This window comes from Chitinophaga nivalis (genome assembly GCF_025989125.1).
Classification (GTDB): Bacteria; Bacteroidota; Bacteroidia; order Chitinophagales; family Chitinophagaceae; genus Chitinophaga; species Chitinophaga nivalis.
The window spans coordinates 6,226,425-6,241,534 of the sequence record NZ_JAPDNR010000001.1 but is presented as its reverse complement, the minus strand read 5'-3'; the positions used below and the strand labels follow the sequence as shown (position 1 = coordinate 6,241,534).

Sequence of the window (15,110 nt, the reverse complement as noted above, 5' to 3'; positions counted from 1 at the left end):
AACCGCCTCGTGAAGAATGTAGACTATGTGAAATTTGAATCCAGTGATAAAATACTGGCGATTGCCAACTATGCTTTCGATGGCTCTGTGTTCGATATTTTCGGCGCCTTGCTGAATGGCGGTACCTTGGTAATTGCCGCGAAAGAAGTGTTCCTGGATATGCAGCAGCTGGAAAGCGTGATGGAACAAAATAATATTACCATCTGTTTTATCACGACGTCGCTCTTCCACCGCCTGGTAGATGAAGAGCTACCTTACCTGCAGCAACTGAAATATGTGGTAGCAGGCGGAGAGCAGATCTCTTATGCGCACGTAGAAAGATTATTGGAAAGAGATACCAATGTGAAGGTAGTTAACGGTTACGGCCCTACGGAGGGTACCACGTTTACGACTAGTTACTTATGTAATGATTACCGTGAACTGTCGTCCGGCGTGATACCGATTGGCCGTCCGTTGTCCAACACCACGGTGTATGTACTGGACAACGAACTACGTCCGGTACCGATAGGAGCCGCCGGAGAATTGTATATCGGTGGCGCGGGCGTGGCCCGTGGTTACCTGAACCAGCCGGAACTGACCCGCGAACGGTTTGTGAACAATCCGTTTGCACAGGATGATAGTCGTTTGTATAAAACGGGTGACTTAGTGAAATACTTACCGGATGGTAACATCGAATACCTGGGCCGTACGGACTTCCAGGTGAAGATGCGTGGCTACCGTATTGAGCTGGGCGAAATAGAAAGCCGTTTGGGTGCTTATACGGGCATTCAACAAACGGTGGTGCTGGTGAAAGAGCAGACGGGTGGCAACCAATACCTGGCAGCTTATTATGTGGCAGCAGCAGCGATCGACGAATCTTTGTTGATCGAATGGCTCGAAAATTCCCTGCCGGCGTATATGATACCTTCCGTATTCATCTATCTGGAAGCATTACCGCTGACGATTAACGGTAAACTGGATCGCCGCGCGTTGCCGGAACCACATTTCACAGGTACGGATAACTACCAGCAACCAGCGAATGCCATAGAAGAAAAACTCTGTGCGGTATTCGGAGAAGTATTGGGATTGGAGGTAACAACCATTGGGGTACATGATGACTTCTTCCGCCTCGGCGGTAACAGTATCCTGGCGATTCGCCTGGCCAACCGCCTGAATAAGGTACTCGATACCCACCTGAATGTGGCCGCGATCTTTACCGGCAGAACCATCCGGAAGCTCGCCGGTCAGTTGCAGGAAGGTATCAGCGACGTGGTGAAAATTACAGCGCCTGTCGTATCTGACCCAACGGAACAATTGTTGTCCTTTGCACAGGAACGTTTGTGGTTTATTGAAAACTACGAAGGCGGCAGTAATGCCTATAACGTACCCGTGGTATTGAAACTGCAGCCGGAAGTGCAGATAGAAAGCCTGGTACTGGCCTTGCGGGCTATTGTACACCGGCACGAAGTATTAAGAAGTTATATTAAAACCAATAAAGCAGGTAAAGGTTACCAGCAGGTAATAGATGACAGCGTACATCCGCTGGAAATTACCCGCACGGATATGTATACGGAGGAAGCACTGGAAACAGCGTTGTCGGCCGCCGCTAACCATGTATTCAGCCTGGATCATAGTTATCCGGTACTGGTGAATCTGTTTACACTTTATACAGCAGATACCCATGGTTATTACCTGAATATTGTCCTGCATCACATCGCATTTGACGGATGGTCTACCGATATTCTGCTGCGGGAACTGTTGCAGCAATATGATTATTATGAAGCCATACGTACCAGCGATACCGTAAAAGCAGCTGCGTTGGTATTGCCGGTATTACCGTTGCAATACAAGGATTTTGCCCTTTGGCAACGTACCCATCTGAGTGGGGAGGTATTGGAACAGCAGTTGTCTTACTGGAAAGAAAAACTGGCAGGTTATGAAACGCTGCATTTACCGGCAGATAAAACCAGGCCGGTGCAGATTAACTACGAAGGTGCGGATATCAGTTTTGTTATAGATAAAGCCATCAGTGATGATTTAAGAGCGTTGTCGCGCGAGCTGGAAGTAAGTATGTTCAGCCTGTTGCTGAGTGGCTATTACCTGTTGCTGGGCAGCTATAGTAATCAACGCGATATTGTACTGGGTACGCCTATTTCCAACCGTCATTACCGCGAGATCGCAGACCTCATCGGTTTCTTCGTCAATACCCTGGCGTTACGGGAAGAAATTAATCCGGAACAACCGGTAACAGACTTTATCCAACAGGTAGGCGCAGCCGTGATAGCGGCGCAACTGCACCAGGATATTCCGTTTGAAAAACTGGTAGATGAACTAAACGTGGAGCCGGATACGTCCCGTCATCCTGTGTTCCAGGTAGTATTTAGTGTGCAGCATTTTGGTGGAGGCAGTGAAGCCGCAGATCAGTTGTTTGCACCGTATAAAGGCGGCGATCATTATCAAATCGCTAAATATGACCTCTCTACAGCACTGGATGACAGCGGAGAAGAAATCCGCGGTGTATTTAACTATGCCACTGGTCTCTTTGATGCAGCTACGATTGAAAGATATATTGTTACCTATAAAACCATCCTGCAACAGCTGGCGGCATTACGTCATCGTACAGCAGCACCTGTGCAGCTGAAAACCCTGGATTACCTGGAAGCTGCACAGTACCATGAAGTCGTGTACGACTGGAATACAATAGCAGATGGGTATGCAGCAGATAAAACCATTCATCAGCTGTTTGAAGCACAGGTAGCTGCGGTTCCGGAACAAACAGCCATCGTATATGAAGGTCGTGAACTCACGTATGCCGCACTGAATGCGCAGGCTAATCAGCTGGCCGCACACCTGCAAGCCACCTACGCGATACAGCCGGATGACCTGATTGCACTTTGCCTGGACCGTTCCGAACACCTGATGGTAGCCATCCTGGCGGTATTGAAAGCCGGCGGCGCCTACGTGCCGATGGACCCTGTTTATCCGGATGAAAGAATTGCCTATGTGCTGGAAGATACCGCTACCCGCGTATTGCTCACCAATGAGCGGCATGCCGGTCGTATGCAGTCACTGGCAGCCCACTTGCCGGTAACGGTGGAAAGTGTGGATGCCATTGATTTATCAGCGTATAGCGTAGATAACCTGCGGGCGCTGGCACGGCCGGAAACACTGGCTTACGTAATCTACACCAGTGGTACTACCGGTAAACCGAAAGGTGCGATGATTGAGCATCGCAACGTAGCACGCCTGTTCACCGCTACCGATCACTGGTACCACTTCGGTAACACAGATGTATGGACGTTATTCCACGCCTATGTGTTTGACTTTAGTGTATGGGAAATGTGGGGCGCGCTGTTGTATGGTGGACAGTTGCTGATACCAACCTATGAAGAAACAAGAGACCTGAATCTGTTCTATCAGTTGTGTCTGGAAAGAGGCGTGACGGTATTAAACCAGACGCCGGGCGCTTTCTACCAGTTCATTGATGTGGCCTTGCAACAGGCCACCCGACTGGATCAGCTGAAGTATGTGATCTTTGGTGGAGAGGCGTTGAACCTGGCGCAATTGAAACCATGGTATGAGCAGTATGATGATCAGCAACCGCGTCTGATCAACATGTATGGTATTACGGAAACGACGGTCCATGTAACGTATAAGGAAGTACGTGCCACAGAACTGGATAAAGGTTCCCTGATTGGCAAACTGATTCCGGATCTGCAGGGCTATGTATTGAACAGTCACCTGAAACCAGTGCCGGTAGGCGCAGTAGGCGAGTTGTATGTAGGCGGTGCGGGCGTTACCCGTGGTTACCTGCATCAGCCGGCCCTCACGCAGGAACGCTTTATTGCGCATCCGTTCGATGCCACCGGCAGATTATATAAAACCGGTGACCTGGTAAGGTATTTACCGGATGGCAGCCTGGAATACATTGGTCGTGCCGACTTCCAGGTGAAGATCCGCGGTTACCGGATAGAGTTGGGAGAGATAGAAAGCCGCCTGGCTGCGCATCCGCAGATCAGACAAGCTGTAGTACTGGCGAAAGCATCGTTGTCGGGTAGTGGTCAGTACCTGGCCGGTTACTACGTATCCGATGCTGCGCTGGATGAAACAGCCCTGAAAACTTATCTGGGCGCTTATCTGCCGGAATATATGATACCGGCAGCATTGATCCACCTCGTTAAATTACCGCTGACGATCAACGGTAAACTGGATCGCCGCGCCTTACCGGAACCTCAGTTCACCGACACCAATAACTACCGTGCAGCAGAAAATACCACACAGGCACTGATGTGCGATATCTTCGGGCAGGTGCTGGGTATAGCCGGCAGCAAAGTAGGTATTGAAGATGACTTCTTCCGGCTGGGAGGTGATAGTATTGTGAGTATCCAGCTGGTGAGCCGTTTGCGGCAGCAGGCAGGTATCCACGTAAGTGTGAAGGATATCTTCCGCCATCGTACCATTGCGGCGTTGTATACACACGTCATTGCCGATGCAGCACAACAGCAGGTACAGGTGGAAACCGAACAGGGTATCCTCACGGGAGAAGTACCACTGTTACCGATTCAATCCTGGTTCTTCGATAACGCAGCCCAAGGCTTATTGCCTGCCTATAACCACTGGAATCAATCTTTCGTCATCAGTGTACCGGTATTGGATAAAACACTGCTGGAACATACGTTGGTGAAACTGGTGAACTACCATGATGCTTTACGTTTACGTTATCACCGGCCACGGGTACAATACTATGGAGCAGCTGTTACCCATGTAAATATTCATTATACCGATATAAATACCCTGGAAAGTCCGGAAGTATTGGCAGATATTTTAACCGGCTGGCAAAGTGATTTCGATATCTATGGAGATAAACTGTTCCAGGCTGCTTACCTGGAGGGCTACACCGATGGCCGTGCACGCCTTTGGCTGGCCGTACATCACCTGTTGATAGACGGGGTGAGCTGGCGTATGCTGATCAGTGATATGGAACGGATCTACGCACATCTGTCCGGTATAACGGATACGGCTACCCTGTCAGACATCTCCGTAATAGATATCCTGGGAGAAAAAGGCAGCAGTTACCGGCAATGGGTGAATCAGCTGACTACCTATGCCAGCTTACCTGAACAACAGGGCAGTGGCGAAGCAGCGTATTGGGGGGCTATGGCGCCGGGTATTGCAGCAGGTAATGATTACCTGGCTGCCCTGGCAGTACCGGAAGAACACCACGCTGCTTTATCACTGGATACAGCACGTACAGATCTGTTGCTGCGGCATATCGGGCAGGTTTATAACACACAGATCAACGATGTATTGTTAAGCGCGCTGGGTAGTGCATTGGCGCAGATCACAGGGCAGGATCGCCATTATGTATTGCTGGAAGGACACGGTCGGGAAACCTTATCTGCTAAAATGGATATCACGCATACGGCAGGTTGGTTTACCACCATGTATCCGGTGGAAATTATCAGCAGCGGTGATAACTATGGAGAACAGTTAATTGCAGCCAAGGAAACGCTGCGGAAAATCCCTGCCAATGGTATCGGTTATGGTGCGCTGTATGGGTATGATACGGCTGCCCTGCCACGGATTGTGTTTAACTACCTGGGGCAGTTTGATGGCCAGGGAACACAGGATGGCAGTGGCTGGAGTATGAGTAGTGAATACAGTGGAACAGCCATTCATCCGGCCAATAAAGACCATCACCTGATCAGTGTGAATGGATTTGTAATAGACGGACAATTACAATTTAATATTTCAGGTAACCTGGCCGCCAACGTGTTGAATGAGTTGGCCGGTCATTACCAGCGGATACTGGAAGAGGGGATTAACTACCTGAGCAACATCCACCGCAGCTACTTAACGGCCAGTGATGTGGAGCATGTGATTGCCGCCGATTGGTTGGCTGCATTACAGGCTTCCACACCGGTGACAGGTGTATACCTGGCCAACAGTCTGCAGCAGGGCTTTATCTACCATGCCCTGAACCAGGGTACCGTGGATGATGCTTATCGTGTGCAGCTGTTCTGGGACTACAATAATGTGGTAAATGTAACTTTGCTGCAACAGGCATGGGCGTACGCACAGCAACGTTATGGCGTATTGCGCATGCGCTTTGGCTGGGAAGATGAATTGATACAGGTGATTGATCAGACAGGTATACTGGATTGGCGTTATTCCGATATCAGTGATCGGGAGGAAGCGGCCAGACAAGCCTACCTGGATGAACTGGTGGCAACAGATCGTTTACAGGCATTTGACCTGTCGCGTGGTAACCTGTTCCGCATCTACCTGGTGAAATGCGGAGAACGTGCGTACAACTGTATTTTCAGCAACCACCACGCCATCCTGGATGGCTGGAGTATGCCGTTGCTGCTGAACTATGTACATGAAGTATACCTACAACTGTTGCAGGGTGAAACCGTGACTGTACGGGAAGACCGTGGCTACACATTGTCACAGCAATACCTGCAGCAACACCGGCAGGATAATGAAGCTTACTGGAAAAATTATATCAGCCAGTTGCAGGAACAGGAAAACCTGAACAACCTGTTACAACCGGTATCCAGACATATTAACCTGTCTGCTTACCGTCATATCCTGCAGCCTGTGCAAAAAAGCCTGCTGATTGACGGAGAACGATACGACATCCTGAAACGTTTATGTGCCGTACATGGCTTTACACTGAATGCGGTGTTACAATACTGCTGGCACCGGCAGTTAAGTCTGTATGGCAACAGCAGTACGACAGTAGTCGGTATGACTGTTTCCGGCCGTAACCTGCCGGTAGATGATATTGAACAGGCGGTAGGTTTGTTCATCAATACCTTACCGGTTATCCTGGAGCATAAAGACAATACAGTGATTGCAGCCATTAAAGAACTGCAGTCGCATATTACAGAAATCAACAGCCGCAGTGATATTCACTTAGGTAAATTACAACAGGGTGGCAACCGCATCTTTAACAGCTTATTCGTATTTGAAAACTATCCGGTACCGGTAGGCAGTGAAGAAGCAGAGGGCGAAGATGGCCTGGCGCTGGCGTTTAAAGGCAGTGTAGAAAAACTGGATTATCCGTTGGGTATTGTGGCACATGAACGGGGCAGCGAGATGCATTGCACGATCAAATATGCCGGTGAATTATTCAGTGAAGCCACTATCTCCCAATTACTGACCGGTATAGACAGTATTCTGTCGCAGCTGACAGCCGATGCAAACATCGCTGTACAGGCACTGGCTCACCTGACAGGCGCCGCCTATCAGGAAGTAGTATACGACTGGAACGATACGGCGCGTACCTATGCGGCAGATAAAACCATACATCAGTTGTTTGAAGCCCAGGCGGCGGCGAAACCGCAGCAGGTGGCACTGGTAACAGCAACACAACAATTAACCTATGGTGAGCTGAATGCGAAAGCCAATCAGCTGGCGGGTTACCTGCGCGATGTATATCACATACAACCGGATGACCTGGTGGCTTTATGCCTGGATCGTACGGAACATTTACTCATCGCCGTGCTGGCAGTACTGAAGTCCGGTGGTGCCTATGTGCCCATGGATCCGGGATATCCGGCCGAAAGGATCGCCTACATCCTGGAAGATACCGGTGCGAAAGCTGTGTTGACCAATGCAACGCATATTGATTTGCTGGAAGGATTATCGGTCAGCACACCTGCCACGGTAATAGATACACGGGAAACATGGGAAGATACCCTGCAACAATATCCTGCAACGGATATACCGGCAGTAGCTATTGCCACCAACCTGGCCTATGTGATTTATACCAGTGGTACTACCGGTAAACCGAAAGGAGTGATGGTAGAACACCAGGGTGTCATCAACCTGATTACGGAATTAATTCCGGTGCACCAGTTGGATCAGCATACCAACATCGGTTGTTATTCCAACTATGTATTTGATGCATTCGTGTATGAAGCTTTCCCGGCATTAAGTAACGGTAACAGCCTGTATCTGTTCAGCGACACGCTGAGAACAGCGCCGGATGCCTTACGGAACTATATTGATCAACAACAGATCAAGGTCACATTTATTCCATCGGCCCTCCTGCGGGAGTTCCTGACCGGCGCCACTAACCTGTCGCTGATCTACACCGGCGGAGAGCAGTTGCCGGATCTGAAAGATATGCGCTACCAGGGCACCTTACTCAATGAGTATGGTCCTACGGAAGCCACGGTATGTACCACTATTCATCCCTATGCCGCAGGAGATAATCCGGCGAATATCGGTCGTGCTATCGGCAATATGGAAGTGTATGTACTGGACAGCGAGCTGCGTCCGGTACCGGTAAGGGCTGCGGGCGAACTGTACATCGGCGGCGCCGGTGTAGCACGTGGTTACCTGCACCAACCTACGTTAACGGCAGAACGTTTTATTCCGCATCCGTTCTGCACAACTGGTCGTTTGTACAAAACCGGCGATCTGGTGAGATATTTACCGGATGGAAATCTGGAGTACGCAGGCCGTACCGACTTCCAGGTGAAGATCCGCGGTTACCGTATAGAACTGGGTGAGATAGAAAGCCGCCTGGCTGCTCATCCGGCTGTTAAACAAGCAGTGGTGCTGGTGAAAGAACTGACGGCCGGCAACAAATACCTGGTGGCCTATTATGTAGCAGCAACGATCCTGGATGAACAGTTGTTACAGTCTTATCTTGGAGAATCGCTGCCGGAATATATGTTGCCGTCGGTGTTTGTGCACCTCGATGAACTGCCACTCACAGTGAATGGTAAACTGGATCGGCGTGCATTGCCGGAACCTCATTTCACGGGGGGAGATGTATACCAGCAGCCAGCGAATGAAACAGAAGCCACCTTATGTACCATCTTTGGAGAGGTATTAGGATTGGATGCCGCGAAGATTGGCGTCAATGATGATTTCTTCCGGCTGGGCGGTAACAGTATACTGGCCATCCGCCTGATCAACCGCCTGAACAAGGCGCTGGATACCAGCATCAGTATAGCCATGGTATTTACGGAAAGGACTATACGTAAATTGGCATTGCAACTGACCGGTGGTGTGGCCGACAGTGTAAAAATTGTGGTACCGGTTGTGTCAGATCCAACAGAACAGTTGTTGTCTTTTGCACAGGAACGTTTGTGGTTTATTGAAAACTATCAGGGCGGTAGCACTGCATATAATATTCCGGTAATACTGAAACTACGGGAAGATGTAGTAGCAGATAGCCTGATAGAGGCCTTCCGGGCTATTGTACATCGTCATGAAGTATTGAGAAGTGTGATCCGGGTAAATGAGGCGGGTAAAGGATACCAGGAAGTAATAGATGATCAGGCAACGCCTTTGGAAATTACAACACAGGATTTCCATACTACTACAGACCTGGATGCGGCGCTGATACAACTGACTAGTCACGTCTTCCGTCTGGAGAGTGAACTGCCGGTGCTGGCAGGATGGTACCGGCTGCATACTGCTGCCGGCACAGTAGAAAATTACCTGGGCATAGTTTTACACCACATTGCTTTTGATGGCTGGTCTACAGATATCCTGCTGCGGGAACTGTTACAGCAATATGATTATTTTGAAGCCTTACGTACCAATGATGCAATAAAAGCAGCGGCGTTGGTATTACCGGACTTACCGTTGCAATACAAAGATTTTGCCCTGTGGCAACGTACACACCTCACCGGTGATGTATTGGCCAAACAGGTGTCTTACTGGCACGATAAACTGGCGGGCTATGAAACGCTGCATCTGCCAACGGATAAACCTCGTCCGGCCCAGTTGCAATATGCTGGTGCGGATAAGGTATTTACGATGGATAAAGCAACCAGTGATGATTTGAGAGCAGTAGCACAGGAGTTGCAGGTAAGTATGTTCAGCCTGTTGCTGAGTGGTTATTACCTGTTGCTGAGTGGTTACAGCAATCAACGTAATATCATCGTAGGTAGCCCGGTATCTAACCGTCATTACCGCGAAATCGCTGATCTTATCGGTTTCTTCGTGAATACCCTCGCATTCCGCGAAGAAATCAATCCGGAACAAACCATTACAGACTTTATCCGCCAGGTAGGTAGTTCCGTAGTAGCAGCGCAGCTGCACCAGGATCTGCCATTTGAGAAACTGGTGGATGAACTGAAAGTAGAGCCGGATACTTCGCGCCATCCTGTCTTCCAGGTGCTGTTTAATATCCAGCATTTTGCAGGTGGAGAAGGCACAGAACAATTGTTCTCGGCCTATAGAAGCGGAGAAGAAGGCAGTGTAGCTAAATATGATCTCACAACCACGCTAGACGATAGCGGCGACGTGATTGGCGGGGTATTCAACTATGCTACCAGCTTGTTTGATGCCGCTACCATCGATCAATACATTGTTACCTATAAAGAAATATTACAACAACTGGCAGCGCTTCGGAATGGCCAGCAGCAACACATACCATTAAAGGCACTGCATTACCTGCACCCGGCGGCTGCGCAGACGCTCGTACGTGATTGGAATGATACAACCCGTCCTTATCCGGCAGATCAGCCTATCCAGCAATTGTTTGAAGAGCTGGCGGCAACCATGCCGGATCAGGTGGCGCTGGTATTTGAAGACCAGCATTTCACCTATGCGGAATTAAATGCCCGCGCGAATCAGCTGGCAGGTTATCTGCGTACAACGTATGCGATACAGGCCGATGACCTGGTGGCCTTATACCTGGATCGTACAGAGCATATGATGATTTCGATCCTGGCTATCTTAAAAGCCGGTGGTGCGTATGTGCCGATTGATACCGCGTATCCGGATGACCGTATCCGTTATATCCTCCAGGATACTGCTGTGAAAGTAGTATTGACCAATGAAGTACATGCAGTAAAACTGACAGGTATTACGGCAGATACCAGCATTGTAACGGCATTGATAGATACGGAAATATTTGCAGCTTCGCTGGATGTTTACCCGGATGTGAACCTGCCTTATATCAATGGTGCGGATCACCTGGCGTATGTGATGTACACGAGTGGTACCACAGGTATGCCGAAAGGGGTGATGGTGGAACACAAGAGCGTAAACCGCCTGGTGCGGAATGTAGACTATGTGAAATTTACAGCTACGGATAAAATACTGGCAATCGCCAACTATGCCTTCGATGGCTCTGTGTTTGATATTTTCGGCGCCTTGTTAAATGGCGGTACCTTGGTGATTGCAGCGAAAGAAGTGTTCCTGGATATGCAGCAGTTGCAAACTGTGATGGAGCACAACAACATTACCATCTGCTTTATCACCACGTCGCTCTTCCATCGCCTGGTGGATGAAGAATTGCCTTACCTGCAGCAACTGAAATACGTAGTAGCGGGAGGAGAGCAGATTTCTTACGCCCACGTGGAGAGATTATTGGAAAGAGATACGATGGTGAAGATCGTTAACGGTTACGGCCCTACGGAGGGTACCACGTTTACGACTACTTACTTATGTAACAACTACCGCGAACTGTCGTCCGGTGTGATTCCGATTGGCCGTCCGTTGTCCAACACCACTGTGTATATACTGGATAGTGAACTGCGTCCGGCGCCAGTTGGTGCGGCTGGTGAACTCTACATCGGCGGCGCGGGTGTGGCCCGTGGTTACCTGAATCAGCCGGAACTGACCCGCGAACGGTTTGTCAACAATCCATTTGCACAGGATGGCAGCCGTTTGTATAAAACGGGTGACTTAGTGAAATACTTACCGGATGGTAACATCGAATACCTGGGCCGTACGGACTTCCAGGTGAAGATGCGTGGTTACCGTATAGAACTGGGCGAAATAGAAAACCGTTTAGCTACTTATACCGGCATTCAACAAACGGTGGTACTGGTGAAAGAACAGACTGGTGGCAACCAATACCTGGCGGCTTATTACGTAGCGCCGGAAGCGATAGCCGACCAATTGTTGGTGACTTATCTGGAAACTTCCCTGCCGGCATACATGATACCTTCCGCATTCATCTATCTGGAGGAGTTACCACTGACGATCAACGGTAAACTGGATCGGCGCGCGTTACCGGAACCACATTTCACGGACACCAATAACTACCAGCAACCTACCAATGCTACGGAAGAAAAGCTGTGCGACGTGTTCGGAGAAGTATTGGGATTGGAGGTAACAGCCATCGGCGTACATGATGACTTCTTCCGCCTGGGAGGTAACAGTATCCTGGCCATCCGCCTGGTAAACCGCCTGAATAAAGTACTCAACACCCGCATCAATGTATCGGCTGTCTTTACCGGCAGAACCATCCGTAAGCTGGCGGATCAACTGATCAGTGGTGCCAGCGATGAGGTAATCATCACGGCACCGGTAGTAGCGGATCCAACAGAACAGTTGTTGTCTTTCGCACAGGAACGTTTGTGGTTCATCGAAAACTACGAAGGTGGCAGCAATGCCTACAACATTCCGGTGGTATTGAAACTGCAGCCGGATGTACAGGTGGATAGCCTCATACAGGCCTTGCGTACGGTGGTACACAGGCATGAAGTATTAAGAAGCCATATTCATATCAACGAAGCCGGTAAAGGTTACCAGCAGGTAATGGATGATCATTTGCATCCACTGGAGATTCGTCAGCAAACCTTGCATAACGAAGCGGAACTGACAGCCGCGCTGGCCGTTACTGCCAATCATATATTTAAGCTGGATACGGAATATCCGTTGATAGCAGCCCTGTATAGGGTAGATGCGGATACACCGGTGTATTACCTGGGTATTGTATTACATCACATTGCGTTTGATGGCTGGTCTACCGATATCCTGCTGCGCGAACTGTTGCAGGCTTATTACTACCACGAGGCAATACGGATAAATGATACCGAAAGTGCCGGTAAGTATGTACTGCCTGCTTTGCCTTTGCAGTACAAAGACTTTGCGCTGTGGCAACGTACCCACCTGAGTGGGGTGGTGCTGGATAAACAGCTCTCTTACTGGAAGACACAATTGTCGGATTATGAAACCTTGCACCTGCCTGCAGACAGACCTCGTCCGGCGCAGATCAGCTACGAAGGGGCAGATATCGTTTTCACAATAGACCGTGCCACCAGCGACGACCTGCGTGCAGTATCGCGTGAGCTGGAAGTAAGTATGTTCAGCCTTTTGCTGAGTGGCTATTACCTGTTGTTGGGCAGCTACAGTAATCAACGGAATATCGTACTGGGTACCCTGGTGTCGAACCGTCATTACCGCGAGATCGCAGACCTCATCGGCTTCTTTGTTAATACACTGGCATTGCGTAAGGATATTGATCCGGAACAATCCGTGGCCGACTTCATCCGGCAGGTGGGGGCGGCTGTGATAGATGCGCAGTTGCATCAGGACTTACCATTTGAAAAACTGGTAGACGAATTGAATGTAGAACCGGATCTGTCCCGTCATCCGGTATTCCAGGTGATGTTCAGCGTACAGAATTTCGGCGCAGGAGAAACCACCGACAACGTCTTTACTTTACATAACGGTACAGATGATTATCATGTCGCCAAATACGATATCTCTACTACGTTATCAGATGACGGAGGGGCAGAAATCGGCGGTAGCTTCAACTATGCAACAAGTTTGTTTGATGCGGCTACCATTGAGCGGTACATTGTTACCTATAAGGAAATATTAGGTCAGCTGGCCACCCTGCGCAATCGGGAGCTGCGGCATACACCGCTGAAAGCCCTGCGTTATCTGAATGCGGAACAGGAAGCAGCTATCCTGTATGATTGGAATAGCACGACAGCTGTTTATCCATCAGATAAAACCATCCATCAGTTGTTTGAAATACAGGCAGCTGCCACGCCAAATGATACCGCCCTGGTATATGAAGGCGTGAAACTGACCTATGCGGTATTAAATGAACGGGCCAATCAGCTGGCAGCTTACCTGAAAAGTATTTACCATATTCAGCCGGAAGAACCGGTAGCGCTTTGCCTGGATCGTTCAGAACATATGCTGATCGCTATTCTGGCGGTACTCAAAACCGGCGGTGCGTATGTGCCGATGGACCCTGGTTATCCCAATGATCGCCTGGCCTATATCCTGACTGATACCGGTGTGAAAGTGGTACTGAGTAATGCCGTACATCAGGAAAAACTGCAGACCCTATCGGCAGACTTGCCGCTGGTAGTGGAAAGCATCGATGAGGTGGCGTTGCAGCTGGTATTATCCGGCTATCCAACAGAAAACCTGGCCGCAGTGCATCAGCCTTCCGGTCTGGCTTATGTGATCTATACGAGTGGTACTACCGGTCAGCCGAAAGGCGTGATGGTAGAACACCGCAGCGTGCTGAATACGCTGAATAGTATCCGCGAAGCGTACGACTTCACGGCCGCCAGTCGTATCACAGCCTATACGGCTTATGTATTCGACGTATCCGTATCAGAATTCTTCATCGCCTTGTTATATGGTAATGAACTGCACCTGTTGAGCGAATCGTTGCGGACAGATGCTGATGCGATCAGTCAGTACTTATTGACAAATGAAATTGAATATACCTATCTGCCACCGGTGATGTTGTCGGTATTGCCGCGGACAGCTTATCCATCCTTGCGTGCGATTGTGTATGCGGGTGAACCATGTCCGCCGGAAACAGGTAAATACTGGTCTGAGCAAAAACGGTTGTATAACTATTACGGCCCAACGGAGGCGAGTATTTATGCTACCGGTAAACAGATAATAGCGGGAGATACGCACCTGATCGGTCGTCCGGTGACCAATACGACTGCCTTTATACTGGACAGTGAACTGCGTCCGGTACCGGTAGGGGCGGTAGGAGAACTGTACCTGGGTGGCGCGGGTGTAGCGAGAGGCTACCTGAATCAGCCAACGTTAACGCAGGAACGCTTTATCACCAATCCATTCGATCCGCAGGATCGCCTCTATAAGACGGGCGACCTGGTGAGATATATGCCGGATGGAAATATCGCCTATATCGGTCGTGCCGACTTCCAGGTGAAGGTGCGCGGTTACCGTATTGAATTAGGAGAGATAGAAAACCGCCTGGCCGCTTATCCGGGCATCAGACAAGCGGTGGTGCTGGTGAAAGAACAAGCCGGCGGCAATAAGTACCTGGCGGGTTACTACGTGGCAGATGCTGCCCTGGATCAACAGGTGCTGGAAGCACATCTGGGGGCTACGCTGCCGGAATATATGATACCGTCCGCCCT

1 protein-coding gene (only partly in view) is annotated in these 15,110 nt (G+C 49.7%); it reads left to right on the top strand.

The whole window is internal to a non-ribosomal peptide synthase/polyketide synthase gene (locus tag OL444_RS23130; RefSeq protein WP_264729468.1) on the top strand: the coding sequence, 91,200 nt in all, runs 31,608 nt past the left edge and 44,482 nt past the right edge, and what appears here is coding positions 31,609–46,718 (codon 10,537, complete, through codon 15,573, partial); the first complete codon in view begins at position 1. The start codon and the stop codon both lie outside this window.